We start from the raw sequence: 16,590 nt of genomic DNA on the forward strand, positions 1-16,590 counted from the left end.
ACGGCGTCGAGCACCATCAACTCGAACCGTCTTGCATCAGGCTACATAGCCCCTCTGACACGCGCTGGTCGACGCGCCGCCACGTACGCCCACAGCGCATTCCAATCCCGCTCAGCCGCGGCATCGGCCCCCTCACAGCACAACGGCGGCCGCCCCACACTGGGATGGCCGCCGTTGAACGGGTAAAGAACTGTGCGTTACTCCGCCTGGCGCAGCGCGCGGTCCTCGGGCGAGACCGTGTCGACGCCCTTGCGGGACTCGAGCACCTGGTCAACCAGGCCGTAGTCCTTGGACTCCTGCGCGGACAGGAAGCGGTCGCGCTCGATGTCCTCGCGCACCTTTTCTTCCGTCTGGCCGGTGTGCTTGGCGAGCGTGTACTCGAGCCACTCACGCATGCGGATCATCTCTTCGGCGTAGATCTCGATGTCCGAGGCCTGCGCACGCGCACCACCCTCAATACGAGGCTGGTGAATCATCACGCGAGCGTTCGGAAGCGCGAGACGCTTTCCGGGCGAACCTGCCGCCAGCAGCACGGCGGCCGCGGAGGCTGCCTGACCCAGGCACACGGTCTGCACCTCGGGCTTGATGTACTGCATGGTGTCGTAGATCGCGGTCAGCGCGGTCTGCGAGCCACCAGGCGAGTTGATGTACAGCGTGATGTCGCGCTCGGGGTCTTGGGACTCGAGCACGAGCAGCTGCGCCATCACGTCATCTGCGGAAGCGTCGTCGATCTGAACGCCGAGGAAGATGATGCGGTCCTCGAACAGCTTTGCGTAGGGGTCCTGACGCTTGAAGCCGTAGGCGGTGCGCTCCTCGAAGGACGGCAGGATGTAGCGCGAGCTGGGCGATGCCGGGGCGGCACCACCGAAGCCTGCGGTGCGGCCTGCGGCGTGCAGTGCCTGCTGAATCTCACTCATGCCTTGCCTCCCTGCGACGCGTCGCCGGCCTCGGCCGCGTGGGTAATGACCTTGTCCACAAAGCCGTACTCCATCGCCTCGGGGGCGGTGAACCAGCGGTCGCGGTCAGCGTCCTTGTTGATCTGCTCGGGCGTCTTGCCCGTCTGCTCCGCGGTCAGCGTGGCGAGCGTCTTCTTCATGTGCATGATGAGCTCGGCGTTGATGCGGATGTCCGTCGTGGTGCCGTAGATGCCGCCGGAAGGCTGGTGCATCATGACGCGGGCGTGGGGCGTTGCGAAACGCTTGCCCTGGGCGCCGGAGGACAGCAGGAACTGACCCATCGACGCCGCCATGCCCATCGCCACTGTGGCGACATCTGGCTTGATGTACTGCATGGTGTCGTAGATCGCCATGCCCGCCGTGATGGAACCACCCGGCGAGTTGATGTACAGGTAAATGTCCTTGTCCGGGTCTTCAGCCGCCAGCAACATCATCTGGGCGCAAATAGCGTTCGCGTTGTCGTCGCGAACCTCGTCGCCGAGCCAGATAATCCGCTCGCGCAGAAGCCGGTTAAAGATCGAGTCATTCAGCGCCATGCCGGCGCCGTCTCCTCGAGCCGTGATCTCGTTCACGTGAGTCCTCCTAGTTGAACGTCTTGCTTGACCCTAACGCGCAGGAGCGCCTCACTATTGCCGTTTACCCCCTGGTTTCGCTACTGGGAGAACGGGGAATGGGATCGGGTGCACAGGACCCCCGATTCACGTCAGGGGTGGGCTCGTTCTGAGGGCCGATGCGTGGGTCGCCTCCCACTACTAAGGTTGCGGTCATACGTGGCGAAACCTTGAGGAGAACACCGTGAGCACACCCCCGAACGACCCATTCGAACGCAAGAGCGACGGAACTGGGCCCGACGCTTCCCAGCAGCCCCCAGCATCGGCCCCACAAGCGCCGCAGGCACCCGAGCCTCCCGTCTACGGCGCTCCCCCGGCAGGCGGCTACGCGCCGCAGCCGCAGTACGCGCAGCCGCCAGCCCAGTACGGCCAGCAGCCGCCATACGCCCAACAGCCTCAGTACGCGCAGCCCGGCGGCAAGATGCCAGGCACTGAGAAGAACTGGATGAACATCACGTCATTGGCGTGTTCGCTCGGCGGTCTCATCATCGGCATCTCGGTCATCCCGGGCATCATCTTTGGCCACATGGGCCGCGCCGCCGCCAAGCGTGGAGAAGCCAACAATGGCGGGCTCGGGCTCGCCGGCCTGATCGTCGGCTACGCGCTCGTGGTGCTCAGCATCATCGCGATCGTGGCCTTCACCATGTTCTTTGGGTGGCTGGCATCGGAATGCGGCGGCTCAAGCCCCGCTGAGTGGTGCGAGAGCGACTCGGGCGTGACCATCGAGGCATTGGCCTAGCCGCAAGCACGCAACGCAAAGGCCCCGCCACCCACAAGGGTGACGGGGCCTTAACGCGTATGCGACAGGGAGCGATTACTCGCCCTTGTCCTCCGCGGTCTCGTTCTCATCGTCGGACTTCTCGTCCTCGATCGATCCGATGACCTCGGACAGGTCAACCACGGTGCCCGCGGTGTCCTTGACGGTCGCGCGGCGCAGTGCGAAGGCGGTGGCCTTCGAGCGTGCAACCTCGGCGACTATCGCGGGGATCTGGCCACCCTGCTCCACCTGCTGGATGAAGGTCTGGGGGTCCATGTTGTACTGACGCGAAGCGTTGATCAGGTACTCGAGGAGCTCGTTCTGCTCAACCTCGATCTCGAGGTCGTCAGCGAGCTGGTCCAGGAGGATCTGCGCGCGCAGGGCCTTCTGAGCTTCCTCGGTGACTTCGGCGCGGTGCTCGTCGTCCTCAAGGCGGTTCTCGTTCTCGAGGTGCGAGTGCACCTCTCCCTCGATGACCTTCTTGGGGAGCTCGAAGTCGGTAGCCTCGGTGAGCACTTCGAGAAGCTTCTCGCGTGCCTCGATGGCCTGGTTGTTCGCCTTGATCTTGGCGGCCTGAGCCTTGAGGTCTTCCTTCAGCTCATCGACGGTGTCGAACTCGGAAGCGAGCTGTGCGAACTCGTCGTCGACCTCGGGGAGCTCGCGCTCCTTGACCGCGGTCACCTTGACGGTGATCGTGGCGGTCTGACCGGCGTGCTCGCCCGCGGCCAGCGGTGCCTCGAACGTGGTCTCCTCGTCAGCCGAGAGGCCGATGAGTGCGTCGTCCATGCCCTCGAGCATGTTGCCCGAGCCCACCTGGTACGAGGTGCCCTGCACGTTGTCGACATCTTCGCCGTTCAGCTTCGCAGCCAGGTCGATGGTCGTGTAGTCACCGTCGGCCACGGGGCGGTCGATGGTCTTGAGCGAACCGAAGCGCTCGCGCAGGTTAGTCAGGCGCTCCTCGACGTCCTCGTCCGAGACCTCAACGGGCTCGACCTCGACGGTGATGTCGGCGGCGGCGGGAAGGCTCACCTCGGGGCGGATCTCCACCTGTGCGGTGAACTCCAGGCCCTCAAAGCCCTCTTCGGAGCCGGGAACCTTGGTGACCTCAACCTCAGGCTGGCCGAAGGGGCGGATGTCCTGCTCGTTGACGGCGTCGGAGTACCAGCCGGGCAGACCGTCGTTGACGGCGTGCTCTACGACGGCACCCTTGCCCACGCGCTGCTCAAGAATGCGTGGCGGCACCTTGCCCTTGCGGAATCCGGGAATCTGGACCTGCTCGCCGATGTGCTTGTAGGCGTGGTCCATCGAGGGCTTGAGGTCTTCCTCGGTGAGGGTAACCGTGAGCTTGACGGTCGTGTCGTCGATCTTCTCGAGCGCGCTGGTCACTGATGTGCTCCTGAATATTGGGATTGAGTCCATGCCCGCACGCGGGCACGCCGCTAGTTAAGGCAACCCCACGAGTCTAGTGGGAGCGGGGCCTCACGCCCAATCGCGTTCGCTGAGGGCCGATGCCGGGGTTACGCGGATTTCTTGGGTGCGACCTCGTGAGGCGTTGCGCCCGGCGCTCGCTTGAGGAGCCCGCCCAGGCGTGAGGTGGGTCAGATACACTGCGAGTTAACGTTAACTTTCGAGCCGGCTGCAGCGACGCGGCGGGCGCACATTGGAGTGAGAAGCCGTGACAGATTCGACCACCGTGGCCAGCATCATCAGTTCCGGACAGACCTCTCTCGGGATCGAGTTGGGCTCAACCAACATCAAGGCGTGCCTCATTGGCCCGGACCACGAGGTACTCGCGTCCGGCTCGCACGCGTGGGAGAACCAGTTCCACGACCGGCTGTGGACCTACGCCGATGCCGACATCTGGAGCGGCCTGCAGGGCGCGTATGGGACGCTGATCGCCGATGTCCGCGAGCGCCACGGCGTCGACCTCACCTCGATCGGCGCGATCGGCGTGTCCGCGATGATGCACGGCTACCTTGCCTTCGACGCCGAGGACCGCCTCCTCACCCCCTTCCGCACCTGGCGGAACACGAATACGGCAACCGCAGCATCGGCCCTCACCACGGAACTGGGATTCAACTTCCCGCAGCGCTGGTCCGCGTCCCACCTCTACCAGGCAATTCTTGACCACGAGCCCCACGTAAAGAACGTCTCGTTCATCACCACGCTCGCGGGATACGTCCACTGGAAACTGACCGGCGCCAAGGTGCTCGGCGTGGGCGATGCCTCCGGCATGTTCCCGATCGATCCCGCCACCCGCGACTACGACTCCGCAATGCTGGAGGGCTTCCAGTCGCTCGTCACGGGCCAGGGCGCGGACCTCTCGGTATCCGCGGTGCTCCCTCAGGTCCTAGTCGCCGGGCAAGATGCGGGCTCGCTGACGGACAGCGGGGCCGCACTCCTTGACCCCAGTGGCGCCCTTCAGCCCGGCACTCCCCTGTGCCCACCCGAGGGCGACGCCGGCACCGGCATGGTCGCCACCAACGCCGTCGCTCCCAGGACCGGCAACATCTCCGCGGGCACGTCCATCTTCGCGATGGCGGTGCTGGAGCAACCGCTCGATGCGGTGCACGACGAGCTCGACATCGTCACGACCCCGGCCGGCGACCTGGTCGCGATGGTCCATTGCAACAACGGTGCGTCTGAACTGGGCACGTGGGCGTCGGTCTTCACGGAGTTCGCGGGCGCAGTGGGCGGCTCATCCGACCCTGATGCCGTCTTCGGGGCGTTGTTCAACGCAGCGCTCGAGGGCGACGCGGACGGCGGAGGGCTCCTGGCCTACAACTACTTGTCAGGCGAGCCCATCACCGGGCTCGAGGAGGGACGCCCCCTCGTGGTGCGCACCCCAGGGAGCCGTCTGACTCTGGCGAACTTCATGCGCACGCAGTTGTATGCCGCTTTCGGGACGCTGAGCCTGGGGATGCGCGTGCTCCACGATGAGGGCGTCGAGCTGGACTCGATGTTTGCCCATGGCGGGATGTTCCGCACCGCCGGCGTCGCCCAACGGCTCCTCGCGGCTGCGATCGACACCCCGGTGACCGTCGGCGAAACCGCCGGCGAAGGCGGCGCGTGGGGCATCGCCGTGCTGGCGAAGTTCACGCGGTCCGGGGGCGAGGCCGGTTTGGCTGACTACCTCGCGCACGAGGTCTTTGCGGGGGCCGATGTCACCGTCGCCTCGCCTGATCCCGCGGACGTCGAGGGTTACGCCAGCTGGCTCGCGCAGTACGAGGCGGGCTTGGCTATCGAGACGGCTGCGGTGAGCGCACTGCGCTAGGCGTTTGCCGGCTCGCTGACGGGGGCGCCGATGCGTCGCGCACCGGCCCACGCCGCCAGCCCTACCCCAAGCACGATCAAAATATCGCCGATGCTGAAGGTGTTGGCGAGCGGCATGGGGGCGGGCCACGCGAACACGTCTCCGAGCCACGGAAGCACGGGGTCATCGACCACGCCCGCGTTCACAAATGCGTGATCCACGTCGATACCGGCGGCCTCAACAGCCTCCGGCCGCGCGGGGAGAACACCACCGTTCAGTGCGATCGTGATGCCATTCAGGAACGCGCCTGCTCCAACGACGAGCACTCCCCTGACCTGCCGGTTGAGCCACATGAACGCGATCGCCAGAACGTAGGTCGCGACGTGGAGCACGGGTGCCCAGCCGTCCGGTGCACCGAACTCGATGATGACGATCTGGGTCGCAAGCGCGACCCACACCAAGATCGGCAGCGTCCATTTGCGCGTGAGAAGTCCGGCGGGCCATCTCCACAGCACCAGTGGTGACGCCACTGCGATGAGGCAGGCGGCGAGAACGAGCACGTCAGCGCACCTCACGTGAGGTTGAGATGGTGCCGGATGTCACCGCAGAACGGTCCGAGCGCTTGAGCAATTCAGAAACCTCCTGGGCACTCGCGGGCCATGCCAGGTACCGCCCCTGCCCAATGACGTGCCCCATCGTGGCGAGGGTCTGAGCCGTCCGCTCGTCCTCGATCCCCTCTGCGACAACACGCAATCCAAGAGCGAGCGCAAGGTCGATCGTGGAACGCACGATGACGCGATCGTGACGGTCGCTCCCGAGGTTGGTGACGAAGGTTCTATCAACCTTCAACTCGTCGATGTCGAGGCGCTTGAGGTAACTGAGCGACGCGTTGCCGGTGCCGTAATCATCAATTGCGATTGCCACCCCGAGCTCTCGCACTGACTTGATCACAACATCGGCCCTCGCGGGATCAGACAAGATCCCCGTCTCCGTTACTTCAAGGACCAACTGCGACGGCTCAATCTTGTGCCGCGCCAACGCCTGCGAGATTTGTTGCGGCAGCGCCAGGTCGGACAGGTGCCGTGCCGCAAGGTTGACGGACATGCGGATGTGGTGGCCCTGACGGTGCCACGCCGCGGCCTGACTGAGCGCGGTGTTGAGCACGAAGTCCGTGAGCGGAAAGATCAGTCCAGAGTTCTCTGCCAACGGCACAAACTCGTCTGCCGGAATGAGCTCGCCACTGGGGTGTTGCCACCGCACGAGCGCCTCCACCGCAACCACGGTGCCGTCTGCCAAATCGAACTGCGGCTGATAGACCACGCGAAGTTCATCGTTGTCCAGCGCCGTGTGCAGGTCTGCGAGCAGCTGCAGTCGCTCAACGGAGTTCACATCAAACTGCTCGGTGAAAATGCTGATTCGGTCCCGTTCCAACTTCGCGTGATAGAGCGCAATGTCCGCGTTCTTCATAAGCGTCTCGACGGAGTCACCGTGCTCGGGCGCAATGGCGAGGCCCGCGCTGCCGCGAACAAGGAGCTCAAGGTTGTCGACGCGCACGGGGACGTCGAAGGACTGGAGTAGGTCCTCAGCGCACTGTTGGGCATCGTCCTGCCCAGCGGACAGGACGATCGCGAACTCATCACCGCCAAGGCGGTGGACGCTGGCCCCTTCCGGCGCGGCTTCGATGAGGCGGTGAGCCACCTCGCGAAGAATCAGGTCCCCCACCGGGTGACCGAGCGTGTCATTGAAGTCCTTGAAATGGTCGAGGTCGATCAGCACCACTGACGCCCCGTCGGCTGCGCCCGCGTGGACCCCGGCCAGGACGCGGTCAAGGTCACGGTGGAGTTGGCCTCGGTTGCCCAAACCCGTGAGCGGGTCATGGGTCGCGTCATGCGCGTGTTCCGCCGCGGTTGCCGCAAAGATGTGTGCCGCGATGACCGGAGCGGTCACGAGAATCAGCACGCCGATCCCGTCCGCTGCCACCATGGCCGCCAAGCCTCCCACGCTCAACAGCACGATGTTTGTCACGACGAATACGCGCACGTCTTCGCGCAGGACTACCGCGATGGGGACCTGAGTTGCAAGTGTCACCACTGTTGCGACCAGCAGCCAGTTCACCGCGATCATGGCGACCCCCGCCGCCAAGATCGGAAGGAGGTCGTTGGCGGTGACTGCCACGGGTCCGCCGAAGATGGGGCGGTCGGTCAGCAAGGCGAACACCACGCCCGCAGCCGTCACGCTCAAGATGTACTGGCCGCTATTGAACAGGGATTTTGGCAACGACCGTCGGAAACGGACGTCGTCAACCAAGCTCGCCAGCAGTTGGACGCCTACGGCGACCCCCAGGCCCGCCACCGGGATCAGCGCGAGCACAAAGGGCGCGGATGTGGACAGCGAACGGGTCTCCGCGCCACGGCGCGCGAACTGAATGGGCATGACCTCGCCGACAACGGCTGCCACGGCGAGGAACACCGTCGGCCATATCAATAGCGCGTCCGCGGTCTCCGCCCACGGCGTGAGGACCGCGATCGCGACGAGCGCGGTCGCACCACACAGGACTATGACTGCGATGTATGCAAGGAGCGGAAAGGGCGGTGCGGACGATTGTTGCCCCGCACCGCCCTGCCCAGATTTGGAACTCAGAACCACTTCCAGCCCGCGCCCACCACGACTGCTGTGGCGACGAGGGTGCTGACGCCTGCCGTCGCACGGACGACGGTGCTATTGCTGAAGATCTTCCACTTCTCCATCGCTGCTCCAAGGGACTCGCGGACGATGACACCCACCGACGACGTCTCCGCCGTTGCCGAGTCCCCGGTGCCCCAAGTGCGCACCGTGCCATCGTCCTCGGCTTTGTGACTGCCGAGCGACACTCACTTTCACATCATGGCCCAGCCGCATTAGAAATACCAGCGTTATCGGGGATCGCGTTATAAAACGTGACGTGAGGGCTCCGCGCTCGGCTTGGCGTGGGCCACAGACACAACTCGGCTCGCCGCGGTCTCCGAGAGAGCTGGGTGGCGTAGGGTCAAATGCATGACAACGACGTCAATTCCCATCCGCGTCGCGACACCCGACGACGCCGCCACTCTCGCGCGCCTGCTTCGCGACTTCAACAGCGAGTTCGGTGCTGAGCTCGACGACCGGTCAACCGTCGAGGGCAGGCTGAGCAGACTCCTAGCCCGACGTGATTTCTTCGCCATCCTGGCGGGCGAACCAGCGTACGGGTTCGCTACAGTCGCGCTCCGGGCCACCGCTTACGGAGACAACGCGGTAGCAGCGCTCGAAGATCTCTACATCCAACCCGACGCGCGCAATCATGGCGCGGGCAGCGCACTCATTGAGGCGCTCGGCGAGCGGGCGCGAGCACGCGGGATCATGGCCGCAGAGGTGTTTGTGGACGAGCCAGATGGCGATGCCCTGCGGTTCTATCAGCGACATGGGTTCGTGCACCGCGACCCATCAACCGGTGACCGTGCGTTCTACCTGCACCACGATCTCGACGGAGATGCGCGTCTGCCGCACCCCGAGCGGCAGTTTGAGCGCTGACCTCGAGCAGCCTGCGGGGTTAAGCGGCGATACTGCTTCCGGCCGATGCTGTGACGAGCCGTTCTGCAACGAACGGTGACGTCATGGCACGCAGCAGTGCAGAGTAGCTAGGCGAGAATCTCACCTCGGTCCCAGCAGGCATGCGAGTGGGCGTTTCGAGCACGAGGTGGTCACTGCTTGAGCCCAGAACATGGAAGCCGGCGGGCGGCGTCACACCCTCAGGATCCACGTCTTGACGGCCCAGCGCCACCAGCGTCTGCACGATGGACCCGCGTTCTCGCGGAGCCGCGACCGTACCGAATGCAGACTGCGCCCGCAGTCCCCAGGGATAGGACGGCTTCGCGAGCGACTCAATAACGGACGCGACGACGCAGAACGTGTCCTGGCGCAACCCTGGGATGGGCTTGCGGGTCAGCGGATCCATGCCGAGCAAGATGGCCTCCCCCAGTCGCAGATCGTTCACGCGCCCCACCGGCGTCGTCCCCATGGCCCACGTGAGGTTCGCGGAGTTGCCGCCGCTGACCACAGGCGTTGCGACACCAAACTTTGCGCCGAGCGCGGTCGCGAGCGCCGACAACTCCCTCATCTGGTCGTCTCCGGGGATCACGCCGCTGCGGCATGCCAGGTTGGTTCCAATGCCCGCGAGTGTGACATGGCGGGTACGCGAAATACGGCGCGCGGCGTCGAGGACGTCGGCAACCATCACCCCTTCTCTCAGGTCCCCAAGTTCCACCATGAGCACGAGGCGATGATTCACGGCACGTCGACCCGCAGCCGCCGACAGCGCGTCCACGACATCGAGGTCGCTGACGAGGGTGGTGGATGCGCAGGCAACGGCTCGGTCTGCCCAATCTGGAGCCGGAGAGCGTAGGAGCGTCATGGGCGCGCGGATGCCGGCGTCCCTTAGCGCTTCAAGATTCTCGATGCGCGAGTCCGCGATCCCGACCACTCCACCCCTGAGCATCGCCTTGGCGACATCCGGTGAACCCAGAGTCGCCTTCGTGACTCCCGTGACCGAGAGTCCCCGCTTGGAAAGCTTCGCGACCAGCGTGCGCGCGTTGTGTTCAATCGCGGTCAGGTCAATATCAATCCGAGGCGTGATCACGCGGTCGCCGCCACAACCGTCCGCATCAAGCTTGGGAATGCCTTCACGACCATCTGCACGAGTTCCACCGGGTCTCGCCACAGAGCATCTGTGACGGGGATCCCCAGGTCCACTTGGTACAGCGCGATCGCGGCCGTGACATCGACCCGCGACATGTCTTCGTGGTTGATGGTCATGCCCACCACTCGGGTGCGGCCAAACATCTCGATCAGCGCGATCTCGTGCTCCGGCGTGCCCATAGGGACGTCCGGGTAGTCCGACAACACGCTGCGACCTGGAGCGTGTTGCATGATGACGCCGTGAGGACGCGAGGCGCGCAGGACCACGGTGGAGCTGAGGTAAGCCGGGTGGCTCAGCGCACCCTGGCCCTCAACCACAATGACGCGCGGCCGCTGCTCCTCCCACGCCGCAACGACGGCACCTTCGAGCTCTCCCACCCCAAACTGAGCGGGAATCGCGTCGAGCGCTACGCCGTAGGCCGCACCTTGCATGATGCCTGTCTGGCCGGTGCCCACCATGACCGTCGGGATGCCGGCGGCGTTGAGCGCGTCCGTGAGGATCGTGCTCGTGGTGCGCTTGCCGATTGCCCCATCGGTGCCGAGCACCGCGATCCGCACGCAATCCACTGTGTCAATCGCGCCGTCGAACATCCGGAGGTCCTTGGTTGGACGGGGCCGGCGCACATCGTGCAGTTCGACGCCCGCTTCCTGCGCGGCGAGCGCAATCTCGGGGTCGTCATTCAAGAATTCATGGAGACCGGACACCACATCGAGCCCTGCCTCGACGGCGTCGATGACCGCAGCGCGGTCACCCGCGGACATCAATCCGGACAACGGGGCCAAGCCAAAGACGAACACATCGGCCGATCCCGCTGCTTCCAGGGCGGCAGCCAAACTCGCGACCACAGGGATCCCGGCATGCTCCGCTCCCAACGCAAGTCCGGCATCGGCCATTTCGCAGGTGCTATCGATCACCGCTGCGATGCGATACCGCTCGCTGCTGCGGACCAACCCATTCGCGGTCTTGCCATCGATGCGGCCAAAATTGGCTTCGCAGTACACGATCGCCGCAGGGCGCGTGTCAAGGGGTGCGGGCGCGGGCAGGCGCGGGACAGTAATGAAGCCAGTCATGAAAGACGTCCTCGAGTCAGTGCTCAGAGGAGGCGCCGGGATCGTGCCGGCCAGGTGGCCGGTGTCAACGAGAGGTCCCCACTAAGAAGTGGTGGAGCCTCAGTGTAAGCCCGCGCGAGCCATGCTCAGCGCGTGTGTCATTACTTCTTCAGTCGGGGTGACAGGATTTGAACCTGCGACCCTCTGTTCCCAAAACAGATGCGCTACCAAGCTGCGCTACACCCCGATGCCCACAAATGCGAGCGACGTAACTCTAGTACGAGATGAGGGGTGCTCACGACCCGACCCCGGCATCGGCCCTCGGAACCCCTCCGGCAACGGGTTGCCAATACTTATTCGTCGAGTGCAAAACGACTCAGGAGGACTCGAGGGCACCAGCCGCGTCAAGGGCCGCGATGTATCCAAAGACGAGCCCTTGACCGATCGTCGCGCCAGCGCCTGGGTAGCGATCGCCGAAGGCATTACCTGCGGTGTTTCCGATCGCATACAGTCCCTCGATCGCGCTGCCGTCGGGACGCAGTACACGGGCCCGCTCGTCGGCCTTGAGCCCGCCGCAGGTACCGAGGTCGGAGACGACAACCTTGACCGCGTACAAACCTCCGCGTAGCGGTCGCAGGCAGGGGTTGGGCGTCTGGGTGGGGTCGCCGTAGTAGCGGTCATATGCGCTGGCGCCGCGGTGAAAGTCCTCGTCGTTACCGTTGGCCGCGAGCGCGTTGAACCGCCGCAAAGTGCTCAAGAGCGCGTCGCCCGGCACACCGATCGCGTCGGCCAAGGCACGCGGGTTGTCACCGCGGTGCGCGATGCCCGCGTCGAGCCATTCCTGCGGCAAACCCTGGCGCGGGAAGACGGCCCCTGCCAACACGTATGAGTCGCGGTAGCGCTGATCGAACACCATCCACATGTCGCGCGGGCCCTCGCCGGACGTCCGGCCAGCAAGCACAGTCTGCCCAAAGGTCATGTAGTCGGTGGACTCGTTGATGAAGCGCTCGCCGCGCTCGTTGACGATTAGCGACCCCGGTAGAGAGCGCTCCGCCAGTAGCACTTGGACCGGCCCGTCCCCCACCGGCGCGATCGCGGGGAACCACCATGCCTGGTCCATAAACGCTAGGTCCGCACCCGCGTCCTGGCCGGCGAAGATGCCGTCGCCGGTATTGCCCTCGGACCCCAGGCTGTAGTCCTGGTCGTAAATTGCCCCTCCGTGCTCACGGCGCAACGGCACGTTGTGCTCAAAGCCGCCCGTGGCAAGGATGACTCCACGCCGCGCGGTCACCGTGACGGTACGTCCGTCCTGTTCGACAGTGGCACCAGTCACTCGCTCGGCATCCCGAGTGAGCGACACAAGCGACGTGCGGGTCCACACCGGGATCCCCGCCTCAGTGACACCAGCGAACAGGCCAGCAGCAATCGCCTGTCCGCCAGCGACATACTCGCGACCGACTGCCTTGCCGCCTATCCCCTGTGCTACTCGCTTCCCGATGCGGGGCAGCGCCGACATCGGCTTGCGTGCCACCAGATTCATCCACTTGTAGTCGGCGCCGGTGACGGGCATGGGCACGGGTGCCTCCATGAGGCCTGGACGGAACCGACTGCGCTCCTCGCCAAGGGCCGATGCGTCGTACGGCTTGGACTCGCACGTGCGCCCCACCGCCGAGCCACCAGGGTTTTCGGGGTGATAGTCGGAGTAGCCCTTCGCCCAGAAGAATTCCAGACCTGTGGTGCGCTCGACCATGTCGATGGCGGCACGGCCGTGGTCGAGGTAGGCGTGCCAGCGTTCGGCGGGTGCCACATCACGCACGACCGCTTCTAGGTAGCTTTCAGCCCGCTCGGTCGTGTCCGTAGCGCCGTCGCGCGCGAGGGTCGAATTGGCGGGGACCCAGAACGCGCCGCCAGAGCGCGCTGTGGAACCGCCCACATACTCGGTCTTCTCGACGATGAGGCACGTCAGCCCCTTCTCGTGTGCCGCGAGCGCAGCGGCCATACCTGTGCCCGAGCCAACGACGAGGACGTCGACCTCGACGTCGTGTGCCTGAGGTCCGGGGGCGATCTGCGGTGAATTCATGGCGAGAAACTCCTCATTTTGCGTGGTGCCTGCGCTCTAGCGATCAGGGTCAGCCGCGTTGCTGTCAACGCCAATTCTAAAACTAGCCGATCGGCTAGTACAATAGAAGCGTCGATATTGACGCCCGGGCCACACGAGGACGTGATGAGCAAACCCAAACAACGCCGCCCCGGCCGCGACCACATGGTCTCCTCCGCGATGACCCTGTTTGCGAGCCATGGCGTCCAGGACACGTCCTTGCAGATGATCGCCACACAAGCGGGCGTGACGAAGGCCGCTGTCTACCATCACTTCCCATCCAAAGCCGCAATCGTCGAGGCCGTCATGGAACCGGTGCTGGTCGAGATCGAAGAGAGCGTTGCGAAGGCGAACACCATCGCCGACGCCAGCGGACAAGTCGACAGCCTTATCGCGGACCTCGCGGAGCAAGCGGTCACCCACCACGACCTCTACGCCACCGTTCTTCGGGACGTTGCGATGGGACCACTCGCTGTCGGAAGCGACCGCGCACGCACCGCCTTCACTCGGCTCGAGGACGCACTGGCGGGACCCAGCGCCAACGCGGCACGGCGCCTGCGCGTCTCGATGTTTCTGTCCGGCCTCATCGGCCCCGCCGTCGATCCACGCATACGTGACATCGACTCGGCCACCCTCAAAGCCGAGGTCCTGACTGCTGGCCGGGCCCTTCTCGGGCCCGTCAACGACACCCAAGTTCATCTCAGCAGTCCCTGACGTCCCCACGAGGCCACGGCATCGGCCCGCCTCACCCCACTACAACACCTAAGGAGAAGTCCACATGTCACGCACCTACGTCGTCACCGGAGCCGCATCGGGAATTGGTGCCTCCACCGCCGAAATGCTGCGCGCCCAGGGCGCCACAGTCGTCGGCGTTGACCTGCACGACACTGACGTCATCGCAGATCTGTCAACCACTGAGGGCCGCGCAGAGGCAGCGGCAACCGCGACCAAGAAGGCCGGCGGCACCGTCGATGCCGTCATCGCTTGCGCCGGCATCTCCGCGCCGATCGCCAAGACCATGTCGATCAACTTCTTTGGGGTCACCGAGTTCCTCACGGCTCTACTGCCCGCGTTGCGCAATTCTGACGCGCCCCGCGCGGCAGTCGTGTCCTCGATGGCTTCGCTGCACCCCGTGGCGGAGTCGTTGGTCGATGCGGCGCTCGCGGGTGACGAAGAAACAGCGGTCAAGCTCGGCACCGAGCTCGCGGAAGACCCTCGCGCTGGTTACATGAACTACTCCTCGTCCAAGCGGGCGTTGTCACGGTGGGTGCGACGGTCTTCGGTGTCCGAGGACTGGGCGGGCTCTCACATTCCCCTCAACGCGGTGGCCCCCGGTACTGTCATCACCCCCATGACCGCCGAGCTGCTCGCCACGGAGGAGGGCGCAGCCATGGTGGACTCCTCGGTCCCCATGCCACTGAACTACCACCAGCCTGCGTCCTCCATCGCCGAACTGCTCGTGTGGCTAACCAGCGCTGCCAACTCGCACATGGCGGGCCAGACCATCTACTGCGATGGCGGCGCCGATGCCGTCTTGCGCGGCGACGACGTGTGGTCCTGGGCCGACGCTTCCCAGTAGCCACCCCGGCATTGGCCCTCCCCTGGCGCCTAGACTCGCCACAACAGTCGTGCACAACCGCATGGAGGGCCAATGCTCATCGCCGCACAGATTCTGGCCGCGCTCGCTGCGCTCCTGCACGTCTACATCTTTTGGATGGAGTCGTTCGCGTGGGAGCAGGCCTCTACGCGCGCAGTGTTTGGAACCGGTTCCGTCGAGAACGCTCGAGCGACCAAGGATCTCGCCTACAACCAGGGCTTTTATAACCTGTTCCTGGCGCTCATCACGCTGGTGGGGTTGGCCCTGATGTGGGCCGGGCAGGACGCGCCGGGTGCGGCGTTGATCTTTGCTGGAGCAGGGTCGATGCTCGCCGCGGCGATCGTGCTGACGATAAGCGGCAAGAAGTACCGCGGCGCCGCAATCAAGCAAGGAACACTGCCTGCATTGGCGATCATCTGCCTCGCACTCGCGCTGATTTAGGCGCGGCGGTTTTTCTCTTGGGCGAGGCTCGGCTACTCTAGTGGAGCCGATGCGGCAGGCAGCTAGCCTGAAGCGTCGCCAGTGCGGGTGTAGCTCAATGGTAGAGCCTCAGTCTTCCAAACTGATCACGCGGGTTCGATTCCCGTCACCCGCTCCGCTGCGAGGCCCTCGTCTGATGACGGGGGCCTCGTTTCATGTCCGGGCTGGGGCATCGTCGAATTCTGACGGCCAGGAGGCGCGCGAGCTCTAAATCCCGCCGAGTATGTACGGCCAGGGGAAATGGGGGGCTAGTCGGTGGGGGCTTCCGCGGCCTTCGCGATGTCTTCCAGGTCCGCCTCGAGCGCCTTGCGCGAGGCCCGCATGCCAGTCGCACCAAAGATCGCCCAGCCGACCTTCTGCATGAAGCTCGGGCCCTGCGGGATTCCGGCGAACACTGCGGTCACCACCGTGGACTCCCCGTCGGGCTCGCAGCGGAACTCTGTCGTGTAGTAGACACCATGAGAGGGCGAGCCAATAGTCGTCGACCGTGGAGCATCGACTCCGGTCACTTCCATGACCTCGGAGGCTTCTTGGCCGAACATCTTGCGCGTCTCACGCCAGGAAACTCCGACCTCATACCCCTCCCCTTCGAGGCGCTCGACCTTCCGGATCGACGTGATGACATCGGGCGCCTGATCAAGGTCAGTGAGCACTGCGAAGACGGCCTCCGGGGACGCGTCAATGGTTCGCGAGCATTCCACCGTGCGGTTCTTCATGGCAAAGCCTCCCTCGAGCGCGGCCTATCTTTCCTGCTATCACGCTATCTCAGCCAAGGCCCTCGCGCGCGCGTTTTTAGCTGGTGGCGGGATCCGCGTCGTCACGAACTCGCATCCGGGCTTTCCCCACGCCCCCTTGACCACGTCAATGCGGCCAATCTGCGGATGGAACCGCGCCTGCACCTCACGGTCGTCGACGAACGCCCACACATCCTGGGCCGCCGCATCAAGCGGCAGGTCAAACGTCGCGTCCAAGGTAAAAACCGGCACTGTTCCTCCTCTTTTCCAGGGCCGATGCCGTGGTCACCCTAGCGAATCACCCTCACCTTGTTGCCCGCTCGGGGCATCGGCGCTAGCCTGGC

At 64.9% G+C, this 16,590-nt stretch carries 17 protein-coding genes and 2 tRNA genes; 7 read left to right on the forward strand and 12 right to left on the reverse strand.

The features are described 5' to 3' along the window. Positions 1-197 precede the first annotated feature (197 nt). Positions 198-917 (reverse strand): ATP-dependent Clp protease proteolytic subunit, encoded by a 720-nt coding sequence (locus AOP74_RS01400; protein ID WP_061960561.1) that lies wholly within the window; start codon positions 915-917, stop codon positions 198-200. Continuing rightward, positions 914-1,492 carry an ATP-dependent Clp protease proteolytic subunit gene (locus AOP74_RS01405; RefSeq protein ID WP_061961865.1) on the reverse strand — a complete coding sequence of 193 codons (579 nt, stop codon included), beginning with the start codon at positions 1,490-1,492 and terminating at the stop codon, positions 914-916. The genes AOP74_RS01400 and AOP74_RS01405 overlap by 4 nt, the downstream gene beginning before the upstream one ends. 259 nt (positions 1,493-1,751) lie before the next feature. On the opposite strand from AOP74_RS01405, the gene AOP74_RS12310 reads away from it, so the two are divergent. After that, a complete protein-coding gene (locus AOP74_RS12310) occupies positions 1,752-2,306 on the forward strand; it encodes a DUF4190 domain-containing protein (RefSeq protein ID WP_061960562.1) in 555 nt (184 codons plus the stop codon). A 75-nt stretch (positions 2,307-2,381) separates the two neighbouring features. Here the strand turns inward: AOP74_RS12310 and tig are convergent, their stop codons facing one another. After that, positions 2,382-3,710 carry a trigger factor gene (gene tig / locus AOP74_RS01415; protein WP_061960563.1) on the reverse strand — a complete coding sequence of 443 codons (1,329 nt, stop codon included), beginning with the start codon at positions 3,708-3,710 and terminating at the stop codon, positions 2,382-2,384. A gap of 289 nt (positions 3,711-3,999) precedes the next feature. Between tig and AOP74_RS01420 the strand changes: the two genes are divergently transcribed. Beyond that, a complete protein-coding gene (locus AOP74_RS01420) occupies positions 4,000-5,598 on the forward strand; it encodes a xylulokinase (protein ID WP_061960564.1) in 1,599 nt (532 codons plus the stop codon). Here AOP74_RS01420 and AOP74_RS01425 read toward each other — a convergent pair. Genes AOP74_RS01425 through AOP74_RS01435 form a run of 3 tightly spaced genes read right to left on the reverse strand, consistent with a single transcriptional unit; the run spans position 5,595 to position 8,447 of the window. Beyond that, positions 5,595-6,137 (reverse strand): DUF5317 domain-containing protein, encoded by a 543-nt coding sequence (locus AOP74_RS01425; RefSeq protein ID WP_061960565.1) that lies wholly within the window; start codon positions 6,135-6,137, stop codon positions 5,595-5,597. The two genes, AOP74_RS01420 and AOP74_RS01425, sit on opposite strands and share 4 nt — an antisense overlap. A 1-nt stretch (position 6,138) precedes the next feature. Then, positions 6,139-8,223: a putative bifunctional diguanylate cyclase/phosphodiesterase gene (locus tag AOP74_RS01430; protein WP_061960566.1), complete on the reverse strand. Its 2,085-nt coding sequence runs from the start codon at positions 8,221-8,223 to the stop codon at positions 6,139-6,141. After that, the gene (locus AOP74_RS01435) at positions 8,214-8,447 is read right to left on the reverse strand and encodes a hypothetical protein (RefSeq protein ID WP_061960567.1); all 234 of its coding nucleotides are present in this window, start codon (positions 8,445-8,447) and stop codon (positions 8,214-8,216) included. The genes AOP74_RS01430 and AOP74_RS01435 overlap by 10 nt, the downstream gene beginning before the upstream one ends. A gap of 163 nt (positions 8,448-8,610) precedes the next feature. Here AOP74_RS01435 and AOP74_RS01440 point away from each other — a divergent pair, with 163 nt between their 5' ends. Then, a complete protein-coding gene (locus tag AOP74_RS01440) occupies positions 8,611-9,123 on the forward strand; it encodes a GNAT family N-acetyltransferase (protein WP_061960568.1) in 513 nt (170 codons plus the stop codon). Positions 9,124-9,142: 19 nt separating this feature from the next. On the opposite strand, the gene AOP74_RS01445 is transcribed toward AOP74_RS01440, so the two are convergent. The 4 genes from AOP74_RS01445 to AOP74_RS01460 form a co-directional block, all read right to left on the reverse strand. Beyond that, positions 9,143-10,228, reverse strand: coding sequence for an alanine/ornithine racemase family PLP-dependent enzyme (locus AOP74_RS01445; RefSeq protein WP_061960569.1), 1,086 nt, complete (start codon positions 10,226-10,228; stop codon positions 9,143-9,145). Then, on the reverse strand, positions 10,225-11,358 hold the full coding sequence (locus tag AOP74_RS01450) for an N-acetyltransferase DgcN family protein (protein ID WP_061960570.1): 1,134 nt from the start codon (positions 11,356-11,358) through the stop codon (positions 10,225-10,227). Before AOP74_RS01450 ends, AOP74_RS01445 begins: the two co-directional genes overlap by 4 nt. A gap of 152 nt (positions 11,359-11,510) precedes the next feature. Further along, positions 11,511-11,584, reverse strand: a tRNA-Pro gene (locus AOP74_RS01455). A gap of 129 nt (positions 11,585-11,713) precedes the next feature. Continuing rightward, on the reverse strand, positions 11,714-13,417 hold the full coding sequence (locus AOP74_RS01460; protein ID WP_061960571.1) for a 3-ketosteroid-delta-1-dehydrogenase: 1,704 nt from the start codon (positions 13,415-13,417) through the stop codon (positions 11,714-11,716). Positions 13,418-13,561: 144 nt separating this feature from the next. Between AOP74_RS01460 and AOP74_RS01465 the strand changes: the two genes are divergently transcribed. The 4 genes from AOP74_RS01465 (at position 13,562) to AOP74_RS01480 (ending at position 15,627) form a co-directional block, all read left to right on the forward strand. Next, positions 13,562-14,149, forward strand: coding sequence for a TetR/AcrR family transcriptional regulator (locus AOP74_RS01465; protein ID WP_082095929.1), 588 nt, complete (start codon positions 13,562-13,564; stop codon positions 14,147-14,149). 64 nt (positions 14,150-14,213) lie between these two features. Beyond that, on the forward strand, positions 14,214-15,014 hold the full coding sequence (locus tag AOP74_RS01470; RefSeq protein ID WP_061960573.1) for an SDR family oxidoreductase: 801 nt from the start codon (positions 14,214-14,216) through the stop codon (positions 15,012-15,014). Between the two features lie 72 nt (positions 15,015-15,086). After that, positions 15,087-15,473 carry a DUF1304 domain-containing protein gene (locus AOP74_RS01475; protein ID WP_061960574.1) on the forward strand — a complete coding sequence of 129 codons (387 nt, stop codon included), beginning with the start codon at positions 15,087-15,089 and terminating at the stop codon, positions 15,471-15,473. A gap of 83 nt (positions 15,474-15,556) precedes the next feature. Further along, positions 15,557-15,627: transfer RNA gene (locus AOP74_RS01480), tRNA-Gly, on the forward strand. 133 nt (positions 15,628-15,760) lie between these two features. Here AOP74_RS01480 and AOP74_RS01485 read toward each other — a convergent pair. Together AOP74_RS01485 and AOP74_RS01490 are read right to left on the reverse strand one after the other, a co-directional pair. Beyond that, positions 15,761-16,228 (reverse strand): SRPBCC family protein, encoded by a 468-nt coding sequence (locus AOP74_RS01485; protein WP_061960575.1) that lies wholly within the window; start codon positions 16,226-16,228, stop codon positions 15,761-15,763. 39 nt (positions 16,229-16,267) lie between these two features. Continuing rightward, complete coding sequence (locus tag AOP74_RS01490; protein ID WP_061960576.1) at positions 16,268-16,498, reverse strand: hypothetical protein; 231 nt, start codon at positions 16,496-16,498, stop codon at positions 16,268-16,270. Positions 16,499-16,590 lie beyond the last annotated feature (92 nt).

Origin of the sequence: Demequina flava (genome assembly GCF_000975035.1) — a bacterium.
Classification (GTDB): Bacteria; Actinomycetota; Actinomycetes; order Actinomycetales; family Demequinaceae; genus Demequina; species Demequina flava.

Coding starts and splice junctions, on each gene's coding strand:
- AOP74_RS01400 (WP_061960561.1), bottom strand. CDS start 917: ATGAGTGAGATTCAGCAGGCACTGCACGCCGCAGGCCGCACCGCAGGC.
- AOP74_RS01470 (WP_061960573.1), top strand. CDS start 14,214: ATGTCACGCACCTACGTCGTCACCGGAGCCGCATCGGGAATTGGTGCC.
- AOP74_RS01475 (WP_061960574.1), top strand. CDS start 15,087: ATGCTCATCGCCGCACAGATTCTGGCCGCGCTCGCTGCGCTCCTGCAC.
- AOP74_RS01460 (WP_061960571.1), bottom strand. CDS start 13,417: ATGAATTCACCGCAGATCGCCCCCGGACCTCAGGCACACGACGTCGAG.
- AOP74_RS01405 (WP_061961865.1), bottom strand. CDS start 1,492: ATGGCGCTGAATGACTCGATCTTTAACCGGCTTCTGCGCGAGCGGATT.
- AOP74_RS01465 (WP_082095929.1), top strand. CDS start 13,562: ATGAGCAAACCCAAACAACGCCGCCCCGGCCGCGACCACATGGTCTCC.
- AOP74_RS01450 (WP_061960570.1), bottom strand. CDS start 11,358: ATGACTGGCTTCATTACTGTCCCGCGCCTGCCCGCGCCCGCACCCCTT.
- AOP74_RS01485 (WP_061960575.1), bottom strand. CDS start 16,228: ATGAAGAACCGCACGGTGGAATGCTCGCGAACCATTGACGCGTCCCCG.
- AOP74_RS01440 (WP_061960568.1), top strand. CDS start 8,611: ATGACAACGACGTCAATTCCCATCCGCGTCGCGACACCCGACGACGCC.